The following is a 17276-nucleotide window of genomic DNA, read 5'->3' as shown; positions in this document are numbered from 1 at the left end:
CACAAATTAGGAACAGAGCTTATTCTTAAAGTATTATAATTTTACTTGATTGTATAAATTGTGAATTAATTAGGTGTTCATCTGCTATTGTAGGAAATTAAAATTATTGTATATTTGCATCGCTGAAAGGATATAAAAGTATTCATGAGGGGACAATTAGTCCCCTCTTTTATTACTTACTATTTATGCTAAAGGAAAAAGTAAAAGAATTATTGCAACAAGGTCTTGAAGAAGATCCATCACTCTTTTTGATTGATTTCACTATGGGGGCTGATAATAGCATCCAAGTGATAATAGACGGTGATCATGGGGTTACGGTAAGTGATTGTATTAAAATCAGTCGGGCCATTGAGCATAATTTAGATCGAGATGAACATGATTTTTCCCTTGAAGTTGCCTCGGCAGGAGCGGCTGCTCCATTAGTTATTCCGCGGCAATATTTAAAAAATATTGGAAGAAAACTTGAAGTCCGCACTAATGACAATACGTTTGAAGGTAATTTGACTGCCATTACGGATGATTCCATTGTTTTAGAGTGGAAGGCAAGAGAGCCTAAGCCGATTGGGAAAGGAAAGGTTACCGTTCAGAAAAAAGAGGAGTTAAATTTTTCAGATATTATTAAAGCAAAAGTTGTATTAAAATTTTAATTGTAATTACCAATGGAAAATATTGCGTTAATTGAATCTTTCTCAGAGTTTAAGGACGATAAGTTCATAGACAGGGTTACATTGATGGCCATTCTGGAAGATGTTTTTAGAAATGCACTTAAGAAGAAGTTTGGTTCAGATGATAACTTTGATATCATTATAAATCCTGATAAAGGGGATTTAGAGATTTGGCGTAACCGTATTGTAGTTAACGATGGCGAGGTTGAAGAACCGAATGAGGAGATTTCATTGTCAGAAGCTCGTAAGATAGAGCCTGATTTTGAGGTTGGTGAGGATGTGTCTGAAGAGGTGAAATTAATAGATTTGGGAAGAAGGGCTATTTTGGCATTACGTCAAAATCTAATTTCTAAGATACATGAGCATGACAATACCACTATTTATAAGCACTTTAAGGATTTAGAAGGTGAGATTTATACAGCGGAGGTGCATCATATTCGTCATAAGGCTATAATTTTGTTAGATGATGAGGGGAATGAAATAATTCTTCCAAAAGATAGACAGATACCATCTGATTTTTTCCGTAAGGGTGATAATGTAAGAGGTGTTATCGAAAGTGTGGAGTTGAAGGGTGCAAAACCTACTATTATAATGTCAAGAAGTTCTCCTAAATTTTTGGAGCAATTATTCTTCCAAGAAATACCGGAGGTTTTTGATGGTTTAATTACAGTGAAGAAGGTTGTTCGAATTCCTGGTGAAAAAGCAAAAGTGGCTGTTGATTCTTACGATGATCGTATCGATCCAGTAGGTGCTTGCGTGGGGATGAAAGGCTCTAGAATTCACGGTATTGTTCGTGAATTGGGTAATGAGAATATAGATGTAATTAACTGGACAGCTAACCCGCAATTATTGGTTACTAGGGCGTTAAGTCCAGCGAGAGTTTCTTCTGTTAAGTTGAACGATGAGAAGATGACAGCTCAGGTGTACTTGAAACCAGAAGAGGTTTCAAAGGCAATAGGTAGAGGTGGTCATAATATAAGATTGGCGGGTCAGTTAACAGGTTATGAAATTGATGTATTCCGCGAAGGTGTAGAGGAAGATGTGGAATTAACAGAGTTTTCAGATGAAATTGATGCTTGGATAATTGAAGAATTCAAGAAGATTGGAATGGATACAGCTCGTAGTGTTTTGGAACAAGATGTTACTGATTTAGTGAAGCGTACAGATTTAGAAGAGGAAACAATTGTAGAAGTTGTGCGTATCCTAAAAGAAGAATTAGAAGATTAGCTATATATTAGCACTTAAATAAAGAACGGGAATCAGTATTTATGGCAGACAATGCGAAAATAAGGCTTAATAAAGTTCTTCGTGAGCTTAATATTTCCTTGGATAGGGCAGTGGACTTTCTGAATGGAAAAGGACATGATGTGGAAGCGAGGCCTACCACTAAAATTTCGGATGATGTTTATCAGGTTTTGCTTGATGAGTTCCAAACGGATAAGAGCAAAAAAGTGGCATCTAAGGAAGTTGGCGAAGAGAAGCGTAAAGAAAAAGAGGCAATTCGAGTTCAATTAGAAAAAGAACAAGAAGATCGTCGCTTGGTCCGTGAGCGAAGAAACGCTGATGCTGAGAAGACTATTATAGTTGGTAAAGTCGAACTTGCCGGAACTAAAATGGTAGGTAAAATCGACCTTAATCCAAAAAAGAAGAAAGAGGACCCTGCTAAGGAAACTCCGAAAGTAGAGGTTAAGCCTAAGGCAAAAGTGCAGGCTAAGGAGCCTGTAAAGGATGTGGAGGAGGAGCCTAAGGAAAATCCAGTTGTTGAAAAGGTAGAATCTAAAAAAGTAGCGCCTAAAGTTGAAGAACCTAAAGCTGAAAAGCCGAAGGCTGAGGAACCTAAAAAAGTGGAACCTAAAGTTGAGGTAGCTAAAAAGGAAGAGACTCCAAAAGAAGCGGCTGAACCTAAAGTTGAGGCAGCTAAAAAGGAAGAAGTTGAAAAAGAGGCTCCAAAAGAACCTGCGGAACCTGGTCAACCAGAATCTGATCAGCCTATAACAATTGAGACTCAATATCAAAAGTTAACCGGACCGAAAATAGCGGGTGCAAAAATTGACCTTAGCAAATTTGAAAAGCCGAAGAAAAAGAAAGAAGAGAAAAAGCCTGCTGATAAAGCGATAGATCGTAAAAAGAGAAGAAGGCGTATTGTAACAAAGAATCCTGCTGCACCAAGGCAAAGTAGGCCACCTGCAACTACGGGTGACCGTAAAGGTAGAGGTCGGTTTGCAACTGTAGCTAAGGTGGAGCCTACAGAAGTAGATGTACAAAAACAAGTACGTGAAACCTTAGAGAAATTACAGGGTAAATCTAAGAAGGGTAAAGGAGCCAAGTACAGAAGGAGTAAGAGGGACCAACACCGTGAGCAAACGGAAAAGGATATTGAACAACAAGAATTAGAAAACAAAGTTCTTAAAGTAACTGAGTTTGTTACGGCAACTGAGGTCGCTACAATGATGGGTGTTTCTACAACTGAAATTATTTCGGCTTGTATGTCTTTAGGTATAATGGTAACTATGAATCAGCGTTTAGATGCTGAGACATTATCTATTGTAGCTGATGAATTTGGATATGAAGTAGATTTCGTTACCGCAGATATAGAGGAGAGTATTGTTGAGGTGGTGGATGCACCTGAAGATTTGAAACCAAGAGCTCCTATCGTTACCGTAATGGGTCACGTGGATCATGGTAAGACTTCATTGTTGGATTATATTCGTAAAGAGAATGTAATTGCTGGAGAAAGTGGAGGAATTACACAGCACATTGGTGCTTATGGTGTAACGTTAGAGAATGGTGAGCGAATTGCATTCTTGGATACACCGGGTCACGAGGCGTTTACTGCTATGCGTGCTAGAGGTGCCCAAGTGACCGATATTGCTATAATTGTAGTTGCTGCCGATGATGATATTATGCCACAGACGAAAGAGGCTATTAGCCATGCACAAGCTGCTGGTGTTCCGATAGTTTTTGCAATAAATAAAATTGATAAGTCAACAGCCAATCCAGATAGGATTAAGGAAGGACTGGCGCAAATGAATTTGTTGGTAGAAGACTGGGGTGGTAAAGTTCAATCTCATGATATTTCAGCAAAAACAGGAACAGGGGTTAAAGAATTATTAGAAAAAGTATTGTTAGAGGCTGAAATCTTAGAGCTAAAGGCAAATCCTGATAAACGTGCAACGGGTACAGTTGTGGAAGCGTTCTTGGATAAAGGTAAAGGATATATATCAACTGTCTTGGTGCAATCAGGTACACTTAAGATTGGAGATTATGTGTTGGCCGGTACCACAAGTGGTAAAATAAAGGCGATGCAAGATGAAAGAGGCAATATCGTGAGCGAAGTTGGTCCTTCTAGACCAATTTCTATTCTTGGTCTTGATGGTGCTTCACAAGCAGGAGACAAGTTCTACGTATTAGAAGACGAACGTGAGGCCAAACAAATTGCCTCTCGAAGATCTCAACTACAACGTGAGCAGTCAGTTAGAACTCAACGTCATATTACGCTTGACGAAATCGGAAGAAGGATTGCTCTTGGTGAGTTTAAGGAGCTTAATATTATCCTGAAGGGTGATGTTGATGGTTCTGTAGAGGCACTTACAGATTCCTTCCAAAAACTTTCTACAGATGAAATTCAGGTAAATATTATACACAAGGCAGTTGGTCCTATTACAGAATCAGACGTATTGTTGGCATCGGCTTCAGATGCTGTTATTATTGGCTTTAATGTGAGGCCAATGGGTAATGCAAAGGCTATTGCCGAAAAAGAAGAGATTGATATTCGCGTGTATTCTATTATTTATGCGGCAATCAATGACCTTAAAGACGCAATGGAAGGTATGTTATCTCCAGAAATGAAAGAGGAGATTTCAGGTACAGCAGAAATAAGGGAAACATTTAAGATTTCTAAAATTGGAACTATTGCCGGTTGTATGGTTACAAGTGGTAAAATATTTAGAAACTCTAATATCCGATTAATACGAGATGGAGTTGTGATTTACACAGGTACCTTCTCGTCTTTAAAGAGATTTAAGGATGATGTTAAAGAAGTTGCTAAAGGCTATGATTGTGGACTTCAAATTAAGAACTACAATGACATTGTTGAAGGTGATATTGTAGAAGCATTTCTAGAAGTTGCTGTTAAGAAGAAATTGAAATCAAAATAATAGATTGTGAGTTAACAGTTTCTTTATAATTGAATAAAAAAAATCGACCTATTTGGTCGATTTTTTTGGTTTTAATAACATGGCGTCTGGGTACTTTATTCTCACCTCGTTGAACTTGCGTTCCGCATCTAGTTTAGAAGTGAACTTACCAACACGAACTCGGTAGGTTGGTGAGTCGAAATCAATCTTAGATAGTAAGTCGGGAAAATCCACTTCAACGTTTGCCTTTATATTTTGAGCTGTGACGTAATCACCAAAACCAACTTGTATTCTGTAATACTCATTGTTGCTCAGAGAAGACTTATAAATCTCAAGCAGTTGGTCGATTTTTTGATCTTGTTGAATGTTCACTTTTGCACTTTGGGAATAACCAAAGTTTGTAAAACACGCAAAAAGTGCTATGGAGCTTAGTATTTTCATAACCTACAATATAGTTTTATTTTGAATTTTTACAAAAGTAAATTATTAAGGATTAAACAAATAAATCGAGGTTTATTTAGAACATTTCTAAATTGTAAATTATAAATACATTAACATTTTTCAAATAAATTCTATGTCGTATTTTTGTCATCGATTTAGGCATTTGATGAGTATTAATAGGTTTCATCTGTGACCAAAATTATGCCAAGATTCCGATAGAAATATTCGATATATGAAAAAGGTTCCATACCGAAATCAGTTTTCTAAAATTTTAGGATTTACCCTAATAGCTTTTTTACTTTTTACAGGTTCAGTACAGTCGCAAGATGATGTTACTTCTGAATCCGCTTCTATAGAAGCGGCCGCTGGTGGCGGTGATGCGATAAATGGAAAGGCTTTGTTCAATCAAAATTGTGCGGCATGTCATGCCTTGAACCGTAAAATGACAGGACCTGCTCTGGCTAATGTGGCTAGTAGGCTTGAAGAGGAAGAAGGTTTGGGTAAAGAATGGCTTTATAGTTGGATTAACAATAGTTCTGGAATGATTAAGTCTGGTGATGCATATGCAAATAAGATCTATGCTGAGTACAATCAGGCTGCTATGACTGCCTTTCCGACCTTGTCTAATGGTGATATTGATGATATTTTAGCGTATACCGCTGCTGCGCCAGCAGCTGCTCCGACAGCCGCTGTCGGTACTGTTGAGTCTTCAGCGAACAGTGCTGGAAATTTATCAGGTGTTTCTAATGAAATTATCCTCGCTGCTTTAGTATTGGTTTTTGGGTTGTTAGTGGTGATGTTATTGTTGGTGAATAAAACATTGCAACGAATTGCTGCTGCCAGTGGAATTGTTGTTGAAAAGGAAAAGGCAGAAAAGAGAACTCCGATTTGGAAGGCTTTTGCTAAGAATCAGTTCTTGGTATTGCTGACCACAATATTTCTTTTATTAGGTAGTGCATATTTTGCATATGGTTGGATGATGCAAGTTGGTGTGGATCAAGGTTACGCACCTATACAGCCAATACATTATTCTCATAAAATCCATGCAGGTGATAATAAGATTGAATGTAAGTACTGTCACTCTTCTGCAAGGGTATCCAAGCACTCAGGAATTCCATCCTTAAATGTTTGTATGAACTGTCATAAATCTATTTATGAATATACGGGTAATCCAGAAGGACCTTCTAAGGAGGATATTGAAAATGGGTATACGAATGAATTTTATACAGGCGAGATAAAGAAATTGTATAAAGCTGTAGGGTGGGATGAGGAAAATCAAAAGTATACGGGTGAGAGCCAACCAGTAGAATGGGTTCGTATTCATAACCTTCCAGATTTTGCATACTTTAACCATTCACAGCATGTTTCGGTTGCTGGTATTGAATGTCAAACATGTCACGGTCCAGTTGAAGAAATGGAAATTATGTATCAGTATTCACCTTTAACGATGGGTTGGTGCATCGACTGTCATAGAGAAACCAATGTTAAGGTTGAGGGTAATGCATATTACGAAAAAATTCATGCTGAACTTTCTAAAAAGTATGGTGTAGATAATTTGACAGCTGCTCAATTGGGTGGTTTAGAATGTGGAAAGTGTCACTATTAATAATAATATAAAGAAGCTAATTACAGATAATACGTATGGCATCAAACAAAAAATATTGGAAAAACGAAGCGGAGTTAAATCCAGATGATTCCATTGTTGAGGCGCTAAGACAAAACGAATTTGTAGAGCAGATTCCTGTTGATGATTTTTTGGGTGACAAGGAAACCTTGTCCACGACAAATACTAATCGTAGGGATTTCTTGAAATATGTTGGTTTTAGTACAGCTGCAGCTTCTTTGGCAGCGTGTGAGGGTCCAGTAATTAAATCTATCCCTTACGTTGTGCTTCCGGAAAACATTGTTCCTGGTGTTGCAAATTTTTATGCAACTACCATTGCGAACGGTTATGACTTTGCAAGCATTTTGATTAAGACCCGTGAAGGTCGACCTATTAAGGTGGAGAATAATACTATAGCTAAAGTTGGTGGCGCTGCTAATGCAAGAATTCAAGGTTCTATTCTATCCTTATATGATAGTACTAGATTGCAGGGGCCAATGGCTAATGGAGAGCCGATTGAATGGGATGTGTTAAATGCCACTATAAAAGCGAAAATGGAAGAGTTGAAAGGCTCTTCTAAGAAAATTGCTTTGATGACTCAGACTTATGCTAGTCCGTCTACGGATCGTTTGTTGGGGGAATTGTTGGTAGCTAATGAGAATGTGGTTCACGTAACTTACGATGCTATTTCTGAAGATGCTGCTTTAACTGCTTTTGAAAATAAATATGGTCAGCGTGCGTTAGTTGATTATGATTTTGAGAAGGCGAGTTTAATTGTTTCTTTTGGTGCCGACTTTATTGCTGATTGGCAAGGTGGTGGTTATGATGCGGGTTATTCTAGAGGGCGTGTTCCTAAAAATGGAAAAATGTCTAGACACGTGCAGTTAGAGGCGAATATGTCTTTGACCGGTGCGAATGCCGATAAGCGTATAGCGATGAAGCCTAGTGCTCAAAAAGTAGTATTGGCGAAGTTATATGGTAAATTAAACGGATCATCAGTTGGAGGAAATAGTTCAGAATATGATGCCGCTGTTGATACGCTGGCTGCTGAAATAAAGAAAGCTGGGTCAAGCGCAGTTGTTGTTACAGGTTTAGATGATGTTAATGCTCAAGCGGTTGTTTTGGCTATTAACGAAATGTTAGGTAGTAAGGCGTTTGACGTAACTGCTCCTAAATATACTAGAAAAGGTGATGTAAAAGCGGTCAATGGACTAATCGCAGATATGAAGGCCGGTAGAGTGGGAGCTCTTATTATGGATGGGGTTAATCCGTTATATTCTTTGCCTAATGCTTCAGATTTTAAAGAAGGGTTAGAGAAGGTGGATCTTTCAGTTGCATTTTCTACAAATTGGAATGACACTACAGAGGCTGTAGAATATGTTGCGGCTTCCAATCATTATTTAGAATCCTGGGGTGATACTCAAATTAAGAAGGGGCATTATAGCTTAATGCAGCCTACAATAAAAGAATTGTTCGATACAAAGCAGTTTCAAACTGTAGCATTGGAATGGTTAGGAAGTAATCAAACATATTATGATTACATAAAGCAGACTTGGGCAGCATCTATTTTGAACGGTGCTAATTGGAACCAAGCATTGCAGGATGGTGTTTTTAGTGCAGATACAATGAGTGTTGATGCAGAAGGGAATACTCAAGATATTGTTGCGTCAGCAAACGCTGCAGAGGCTTCTGCGATTGTGCCTATAGCTTCCGCAATTCGTAGTTTGGCCAATACAACTAGTGATGGCATGGAGCTTACGTTGTATTCTAAAATAGGTATGGGTGATGGTCAACAAGCAAGCAATCCTTGGCTTCAAGAATTTCCAGATCCTATTTCTAGGGTTTCATGGGATAACTATGTAACTATTTCAAAATCTGATGCAATTGAATTGGGTGTTGAGAATGTGAATGTTGCTAATGGTGGTATGGATGGAAGCTATGTTAAACTTACCGTTAATGGTGTGAGTTTGGACCAAGTTCCAGTTGTGGTGCAACCAGGTCAAGCTAAAGGTTCTGTTGGTTTGTCATTTGGGTACGGAAAGAAAGTAGGATTGAAAGAGGATATGCAGACAGGTGTTAATGCCTTTTTGTTATATGATGGTTTTAGTGCCAACCAATCGGTGAGTATTGAGAAAGTGACAGGTAATCATGAATTTGCCTGTATGCAATTACATAAAACTCTAATGGGAAGAGGGGATATCATTAAGGAAACTACCTTAGAGATATTTAATACAAAGAATCATTCAGAGTGGAATGAGGTTCCTATGGTTTCTTTAGATCATCAAGAAGTACCCGCTACTTCTGTTGATTTATGGGATAGTTTTGATCGATCTATAGGGCATCATTTTAATATGTCTATTGATTTAAATTCCTGTACTGGTTGTGGTTCATGTGTTATCGCATGTCACGCTGAAAACAATGTTCCTGTTGTAGGTAAAGCTGAGGTAAGAAAGTCTAGGGATATGCACTGGTTGCGTATCGATAGATATTATTCTTCAGAAGAAACGTTTGAGCAAGATAATACTAAGAAAGATGAGTTTGACGGGTTAACCGGCGATAAGGGGTCTTTAAGTGGTTTTGGGGAGTTAGAAGACCCATCAAGTAATCCACAAGTTGCCTTTCAGCCTGTAATGTGTCAACACTGTAATCATGCTCCATGTGAAACAGTCTGCCCAGTTGCGGCAACGTCGCATGGTAGACAAGGTCAGAATCAAATGGCCTATAATAGATGTGTTGGTACCAGATATTGTGCAAACAACTGTCCTTATAAAGTTCGTAGGTTCAATTGGTTCTTATATAACAATAATGATGAGTTCGATTTTCATATGAATAACGATTTGGGTAAAATGGTATTGAACCCAGATGTTAATGTTCGTTCAAGAGGTGTAATTGAAAAATGTTCTATGTGTATTCAAAAAACACAAAAGACAATTTTGGATGCCAAACGGGATGGGCGAGTTATTGAAGATGGGGAGTTTCATACCGCATGTTCTTCTGCTTGTAGTAGTGGAGCCATAGTGTTTGGGGACATTAATGATGAAAAGAGTGAAATTGCAGAATTAAAGGAGAGTGACCGTATGTATCATTTATTGGAACATGTGGGTACTAAGCCAAATGTTTTTTACCATGTTAAAGTTAGGAATACCAACGAAGCATAAGCAATACAAGAAAGTAATTATAACAAAAATCTATGGCGTCGCATTACGAAGCACCTATACGAAAACCCCTAGTACTTGGAGACAAAGGCTACCACGATGTTACCGTGGATATTGCTGCTCCTGTTGAAGGAAGAGCCAATAAGCATTGGTGGATAGTTTTTTCCATTGCCTTAGTGGCTTTTCTTTGGGGAATAGGTTGTATTATTTATACGGTCTCTACCGGTATCGGTACTTGGGGACTTAACAAAACCGTAAACTGGGCTTGGGATATTACCAACTTTGTTTGGTGGGTAGGTATTGGTCACGCTGGTACTTTAATTTCAGCAGTTCTATTGCTCTTCCGGCAAAAATGGAGAATGGCAATTAACCGTTCTGCCGAAGCAATGACAATTTTTTCAGTTATTCAAGCAGGACTTTTCCCAATAATTCATATGGGCCGTCCTTGGTTGGCGTATTGGGTACTTCCTATTCCAAATCAATTTGGTTCTTTATGGGTGAATTTTAACTCACCGTTACTTTGGGATGTATTTGCTATTTCAACTTATTTATCAGTTTCCTTGGTGTTCTGGTGGACAGGTTTGCTTCCTGATTTTGCAATGATACGTGACAGAGCTGTTTTGCCCTTTCAGAAAAAGATATATAGTTTATTAAGTTTTGGTTGGAGTGGTCGTGCCAAAGATTGGCAGCGATTTGAAGAGGTATCCTTAGTGTTAGCTGGTCTTGCTACACCATTGGTGTTATCTGTACATACCATTGTATCATTTGACTTTGCTACTTCGGTAATACCAGGTTGGCATACAACTATATTCCCTCCATATTTTGTTGCTGGAGCTGTTTTTTCTGGCTTCGCAATGGTGAATACATTGTTGATTATAATGAGAAAGGTGTGTCATTTAGAAGATTACATTACTATTCAGCATATCGAATTAATGAACATAGTTATTATGCTAACAGGTTCTATTGTAGGTTGCGCCTATATTACGGAATTGTTCATGGCATGGTATTCTGGTGTAGAATATGAGCAATACGCATTCTTGAACAGAGCTACAGGGCCTTACTGGTGGGCATATTGGTCAATGATGACTTGTAATGTGTTTTCACCGCAATTCATGTGGTTTAAGAAGTTACGAACAAGTATTATGTTCTCTTTCTTTATTTCTATTGTAGTAAACATAGGAATGTGGTTTGAAAGATTCGTAATAATTGTTACTTCATTACATAGAGATTATCTACCTTCTTCTTGGACGATGTTTTCACCAACTTTTGTAGATATTGGGATATTTATAGGTACGATTGGATTCTTCTTTGTCTTATTCCTTTTATATGCAAGAACGTTTCCTGTTATTGCTCAAGCTGAAGTGAAATCTATTTTGAAGTCATCTGGTGAAAAGTATAAAACGTTGAGAGATGCTGGTAAGCCTTTATATCAAATCACTAAAATGAGGTCAGATTCAAAAGAACCTATAACTGATGATGTTTTGATGGGAGAAGTGGTTCCGACAGTTGGTGACAAGGTTGGAATTTCCGACCTTCTAAGTGCTGTTGGTACGTTTGACTCTACAACGGATCAACCAGATAATTTGAAAAAGGTTAAAGGTATAGGTCCTCAAATGGAGGCTACCTTGAATCAAATAGGGATTTATACGTTTGCCCAAGTAGCTAGAATGACCGAACGTGAATATAATTTGTTGGATGCTATCACTAGTTCCTTTCCCGGTAGAGCACAACGAGATGATTGGGCAGGTCAGGCATCAATATTATTAAATAACAAAAGATAATTATGGCATCTAAAGTTATACATGCATTTTACGACGACGACGATGTTCTTATGCTTGCCGTTAAAAGGGTTAAAGCAGCGAAGCTTCATATTGAAGAGGTATATTGTCCTTTTCCTGTGCATGGTCTGGATAAGGCTATGGGATTAGCTCCTACAAGAATAGCGATAACGTCCTTCCTGTATGGTTGTGTAGGGTTAGTTGTTTCGGTTGTTATGATGAATTACATCATGATAGATGATTGGCCTCAAGATATCGGTGGTAAACCTAGTTTTAGTTATATCGAGAATATGCCTGCGTTTGTGCCTATTATGTTCGAGCTAACTGTATTTTTTGCAGCGCATTTAATGGTAATTACCTTTTACTTAAGAAGTAGGTTATGGCCTTTTAAAGAAGCTGAAAACCCTGATGTTAGAACTACGGATGATCACTTTTTAATGGAAATTGAAATCCATGATAATGAGCAAGAATTAAAGGATTTGTTGATGGATACTGGCGCAGTTGAAATTAATGTTACAGAAAAAAACAGTCATTAAATATGAACAGTTTTAAAAATATAGTAATTTTATTAGCTTTGGTAGTAGTGGCAAGTTCTTGTCATGATAAGACTGTACGGAATTATCAATACATGCCTAACATGTATGAGCCAGTAGGTTATGAAACATATGGTGAGGCAGATTTCTTGCCTAATCAGTCAGAGGCTTTGTTACCACCTGCTAATACAATAAACCGAGGTTGGTTGCCTTACGAAATAGAAAATTCACCAGAAGGAAAGGAACTTGCGAGGTTACAAATAAATCCTTTAGATTCGATGAAAACCGATAAGAATTTAGCCAAGGGTGGCCAGCTGTACACTATTTACTGTGCAATATGTCACGGTGGTAAGGGTGATGGTAAAGGTGATTTGGTGAAAAGAGAGAAAATATTGGGTGTTCCTAGTTATGCAGACCCAATAAGAAATATTACAATCGGTAGTACGTATTATACAATTCATTATGGATTGAATTCTATGGGATCATATTCATCTCAAATGAATACAGAGGAAATGTGGCAAGTATCGGAATATGTGATGCAATTGAAACAAGATTTAACCAAATAATAGGTAAACAATACTATGTATACGTTTTCAAATAGACTTAAAATAACTTCCATTGTTCTAATGATAATTGGTGCATTAGGAATCGTTGGTGGATTTGTTATGGCTCCGGGAAGTATAGAAGAAGCTAAAGCAATAGTATCAAGTCATGATGAAAGTCATGGCGATGTACATGTGGTTGAAGCTTCTCAAACGCCACAAGAAAATAATCACGCAGAAGCAGATACGCATGGTGAAGAACATGACGCTTCTCATGATCAGCATTTGTTAGATAAATTACAAAATAGACCATGGGCAGCATTATATGTTGCGGCATTTTTCTTTTTTATGATAGCATTGGGTGTTTTGGCATTCTATGCTATACAACGTGCCTCGCAAGCAGGTTGGTCACCATTATTATTTAGGGTAATGGAAGGTATAACTGCTTATTTAGTTCCTGGAGGAATTATTATTTTCGTGATACTCTTGCTTTCAATGTTGCACATGAATCATCTATTTATATGGGTTGATGAAGATGTTGTTGCTCATGATGCCCTGTTGCTGGGCAAATCAGGATACTTAAATCCAACATTTTTCTTAATTAGAGCAGCAATATTTTTAGCAGGTTGGATTGGGTATAGAGAGTACTCTAGGAAATTATCTTTACGACAAGATGAATCAGAAGACAACTCGAATTTTAAATTAAACTTTAGAATTTCGGCAGCATTCCTTGTGTTTTATTTAATATCAGAATCTATTATGTCTTGGGATTGGATTATGAGTGTTGAGCCACATTGGTTTAGTACCTTATTTGGTTGGTATATTTTTGCTAGTATGTTCGTGTCTGGTATTACCGTAATTGCAATGGTGACTATTTATTTAAAATCAAAAGGATTATTACCAGATGTGAATAACAGTCATATACATGATTTAGCAAAATTTATGTTCGGTATGAGTATATTCTGGACATACCTATGGTTTTCTCAGTTTATGCTTATCTGGTATGCAAACATACCTGAGGAGGTAACCTATTTTGTGACTAGAATTACTGATTATAATTTACCATTCTTTGGTATGGTTGCTATGAATTTTTTATTCCCTGTTCTACTTTTGATGAATAGTGATTATAAAAGAATCAATTGGTTTGTTGTAATGACAGGGATTGTAATCTTGGCAGGGCATTATATGGATATTTTTAACGCAATTATGCCATCAACTGTGGGGGATCAATGGTATATTGGTATTCCTGAAATTGGTTCTGTATTATTTTTTACGGGGTTATTTATATTCTGGATTTTTAGAGCTCTAGCATCTGCTCCTTTGCAGCCAAAAAGGAATCCATTTATTGAAGAAAGTAAAAACTTTCATTATTAATTGATAAGTAAAGTATAACATTTATATACACAATGACGACATTTTTAACTTTAGCTGTTCTTGTACTTGTAGCGATTGCCATTTGGCAGTTGACTAAAATATTTGAATTATCACAGCTTAAAACTGCTAAACATCAAATTGCTACAAATAGCGACAATAAGAATAATGGATACATGTTATTCGGTTTCTTGATATTCATATATGGAATTACTATTTTCAGTTTTTGGAAGTATAGTAAATTTCTCTTGCCAGAAGCTGGATCTGCACATGGGGCAGAGTATGATGATTTGATGTTAGTTTCTATGATCATTATTTTTATAGTTCAAACTATAACCCAAGGATTATTGCATTATTTTGGATATAAGTATAGTGGTAAAGAAGGTCAAAAGGCACTGTTTTATGCTGATAATGATCGTTTAGAGTTTATTTGGACAATCATACCGGTTATCGTGTTGGCAGGTCTTATCCTTTGGGGTCTATACACATGGACAAACATAATGGATGTGAATGATGAGGATGACCCATTAATTGTAGAGCTTTATGCGCAGCAATTTAACTGGACGGCAAGATATGGTGGTGCTGATAATGTACTAGGTGGTGCAAATGTAAGAATGATAGATATTGATAAAGCTAATGTATTAGGTTTAGATGAAGGCGATACGTACGCTCACGATGATGTTATCGTTAAGGAATTACACCTGCCAATAGGAAGAAAGGTTAATTTTAAAATGCGTTCTCAAGATGTTTTGCATTCTGCTTTTATGCCACACTTTAGGGCTCAAATGAATTGTGTTCCTGGAATGATCACTGAGTTTTCATTTACTCCAATCTATACGACTGAAGAAATGAGAGCTAATCCAGATGTGGTTGCTAAGGTGAAAAGAACTAATATAATACGTGCCGAAAAATCTGTTAGTACTGGGGAGGTTCTAGACCCTTGGAAATTTGATTATATCTTGCTTTGTAATAAGATTTGTGGAAAATCACATTATAATATGCAAATGAAAATCATTGTAGAAACTGAAGAAGAGTACAATGAATGGATGAAAGGGCAATCAACCTTTGCCGAAACGGTGATGCAAGATGATGCTAGCCCGGCGTTTAATACATTAGATTCGGCATCAGTAGAGGAATAATTACTCCTCAAATAGAAAAGGCTATAATAAGAAAATTAATAAAACAAAGATTACGGTTATGTCAGGAACAGCACATGTAGATGATCACGCACAAGATGATCATGGACATCATCACAAAGAAACATTTGTGACTAAATATATTTTTAGTCAAGACCATAAGATGATTGCCAAACAATACTTAATTACGGGTGTTTTGGTAATGGGGTTTATTGGTATAGCAATGTCATTATTGTTTAGAATGCAATTGGCTTGGCCTGGTGAGTCATTCCCTATTTTTGAAGCGCTTCTCGGAAAATGGGCTCCTAGTGGTGTAATGGATGCTGATGTCTATTTAGCATTAGTTACAATGCATGGAACCATAATGGTCTTTTTTGTTTTAACTGCAGGATTAAGTGGGACGTTCAGTAATCTATTAATTCCTTTGCAAATTGGCGCACGCGATATGGCATCCGGTTTCCTTAACATGGTGTCTTATTGGATGTTTTTTGTGTCTAGTGTGATAATGGTTATCTCTTTATTTGTTGAAGCAGGACCGGCAGCTGCAGGATGGACTATCTATCCGCCATTAAGTGCTCTGCCAATGGCTCAACCAGGTTCTGGTATGGGTATGACCCTTTGGTTAGTTTCAATGGCGATTTTTATTGCGTCTTCATTGTTAGGTTCATTGAATTATATCGTGACTGTTATAAATTTACGAACAAAAGGAATGTCGATGACAAGATTACCTTTGTCTATTTGGGCGTTCTTTGTAACTGCAATAATTGGAGTTATTTCGTTTCCAGTATTGTTGGCAGCAGCATTGCTACTCATAATGGATAGAAGTTTTGGTACTTCTTTCTTTCTTTCGGACATTTTTATTCAAGGTGAAGTTTTGCATTATCAAGGTGGTTCACCTGTGTTGTATGAGCATCTATTTTGGTTCTTAGGTCATCCGGAGGTGTATATTGTATTGTTGCCTGCATTGGGTATTACATCAGAAGTAATGTCAACTAACGCACGTAAACCTATTTTTGGTTACCGCGCCATGGTTGCTTCCATTCTCGCGATTGCTTTCCTTTCTACAATCGTATGGGGTCACCATATGTTCATTTCTGGTATGAATCCATTTTTGGGGTCTGTGTTTACTTTTACAACGCTTTTAATTGCTATTCCGTCTGCAGTAAAAGCATTTAATTATATAACAACCCTATGGAAAGGTAATTTGCAATTAAACCCTGCCATGCTATTTTCAATTGGTCTGGTGTCAACTTTTATTACGGGTGGATTAACGGGGATTATTTTAGGTGACAGTACATTAGATATAAATGTTCATGATACTTATTTTGTAATTGCACACTTCCACTTAGTTATGGGTATCTCTGCTCTGTACGGTTTGTTTGCCGGAGTTTATCATTGGTTCCCAAAAATGTTTGAAGGTAAACTGCTGAATAAGAATTTGGGTTACGTACACTTCTGGGTTACGGCAATATGTGCCTACGGAGTTTTCTTCCCAATGCACTTTGTAGGTATGGCTGGTGTTCCAAGAAGATATTATGAAAATACGGCTTTTCCGATGTTCGACGAACTTGCAGATATTCAAGTATTAATGACGGTTTTTGCTATCATTGCAGGGGCAGCTCAATTGGTTTTCGTAGCTAACTTTTTATATAGTGTTTTCTATGGGAAAGTTGGTCCTAAAAACCCATGGAAGTCTAATACATTAGAGTGGACAGCTGAACAAAAACATGTTCATGGTAACTGGGCGGGTGACATACCGGAAGTTCATAGATGGGCTTATGATTATAGTAAAGTGGATGACAATGGTGAGTATATAATTCCAGGTCAAGATTTCGTTCCACAGAATATTCCTCTACAGGAAGGTGAAGAAGAGATGAATCATTAAGAAATGATATATTTATAAAATGCCCAACTAG

The 17276-nt window shown here is 37.4% G+C and carries 12 protein-coding genes; 11 read left to right on the top strand and 1 reads right to left on the bottom strand.

Annotation, left to right across the window (positions count from 1 at the left end; translation table 11 throughout):
* Positions 1 to 185 precede the first annotated feature (185 nt).
* From rimP to infB, 3 genes are read left to right on the top strand one after another with little or no spacing between them, the layout of a single operon-like run.
* Entirely contained in the window at positions 186 to 647 is a 462-nt protein-coding gene (rimP, locus tag ES765_RS02335) for a ribosome assembly cofactor RimP (RefSeq protein WP_138110984.1), read from the top strand.
* 12 nt (positions 648 to 659) lie between these two features.
* Positions 660 to 1892: a transcription termination factor NusA gene (nusA, locus tag ES765_RS02330; protein ID WP_138110983.1), complete on the top strand. Its 1233-nt coding sequence runs from the start codon at positions 660 to 662 to the stop codon at positions 1890 to 1892.
* Positions 1893 to 1933: 41 nt separating this feature from the next.
* On the top strand, positions 1934 to 4822 hold the full coding sequence (infB, locus tag ES765_RS02325; protein WP_138110982.1) for a translation initiation factor IF-2: 2889 nt from the start codon (positions 1934 to 1936) through the stop codon (positions 4820 to 4822).
* 48 nt (positions 4823 to 4870) lie between these two features.
* On the opposite strand, the gene ES765_RS02320 is transcribed toward infB, so the two are convergent.
* A complete protein-coding gene (locus tag ES765_RS02320; RefSeq protein WP_138110981.1) occupies positions 4871 to 5242 on the bottom strand; it encodes an SPOR domain-containing protein in 372 nt (123 codons plus the stop codon).
* 232 nt (positions 5243 to 5474) lie between these two features.
* Between ES765_RS02320 and ES765_RS02315 the strand changes: the two genes are divergently transcribed.
* Genes ES765_RS02315 through ES765_RS02280 form a run of 8 tightly spaced genes read left to right on the top strand, consistent with a single transcriptional unit; the run spans position 5475 to position 17245 of the window.
* Complete coding sequence (locus tag ES765_RS02315) at positions 5475 to 6848, top strand: cytochrome c3 family protein (RefSeq protein ID WP_138110980.1); 1374 nt, start codon at positions 5475 to 5477, stop codon at positions 6846 to 6848.
* Between the two features lie 35 nt (positions 6849 to 6883).
* Entirely contained in the window at positions 6884 to 10003 is a 3120-nt protein-coding gene (locus ES765_RS02310; RefSeq protein WP_138110979.1) for a TAT-variant-translocated molybdopterin oxidoreductase, read from the top strand.
* Positions 10004 to 10035: 32 nt separating this feature from the next.
* Complete coding sequence (nrfD, locus tag ES765_RS02305; protein ID WP_138110978.1) at positions 10036 to 11781, top strand: NrfD/PsrC family molybdoenzyme membrane anchor subunit; 1746 nt, start codon at positions 10036 to 10038, stop codon at positions 11779 to 11781.
* Positions 11782 to 11783: 2 nt separating this feature from the next.
* Positions 11784 to 12314 (top strand): DUF3341 domain-containing protein, encoded by a 531-nt coding sequence (locus tag ES765_RS02300; protein ID WP_138110977.1) that lies wholly within the window; start codon positions 11784 to 11786, stop codon positions 12312 to 12314.
* A gap of 2 nt (positions 12315 to 12316) precedes the next feature.
* The gene (locus tag ES765_RS02295) at positions 12317 to 12877 is read left to right on the top strand and encodes a c-type cytochrome (RefSeq protein WP_138110976.1); all 561 of its coding nucleotides are present in this window, start codon (positions 12317 to 12319) and stop codon (positions 12875 to 12877) included.
* Between the two features lie 15 nt (positions 12878 to 12892).
* The gene (locus ES765_RS02290; RefSeq protein WP_138110975.1) at positions 12893 to 14227 is read left to right on the top strand and encodes a quinol:cytochrome C oxidoreductase; all 1335 of its coding nucleotides are present in this window, start codon (positions 12893 to 12895) and stop codon (positions 14225 to 14227) included.
* A 32-nt stretch (positions 14228 to 14259) separates the two neighbouring features.
* Positions 14260 to 15363: a cytochrome c oxidase subunit II gene (locus tag ES765_RS02285; protein WP_138110974.1), complete on the top strand. Its 1104-nt coding sequence runs from the start codon at positions 14260 to 14262 to the stop codon at positions 15361 to 15363.
* 58 nt (positions 15364 to 15421) lie between these two features.
* The gene (locus tag ES765_RS02280; RefSeq protein ID WP_138110973.1) at positions 15422 to 17245 is read left to right on the top strand and encodes a cbb3-type cytochrome c oxidase subunit I; all 1824 of its coding nucleotides are present in this window, start codon (positions 15422 to 15424) and stop codon (positions 17243 to 17245) included.
* The last annotated feature ends 31 nt before the right edge of the window (positions 17246 to 17276 follow it).

Source organism: Maribacter sp. ACAM166, assembly GCF_005771495.1.
Classification (GTDB): domain Bacteria; phylum Bacteroidota; class Bacteroidia; order Flavobacteriales; family Flavobacteriaceae; genus Maribacter.
The sequence above is the reverse complement of the archived record's forward strand: the minus strand, read 5'-3'. Positions and strand labels throughout refer to the sequence as shown.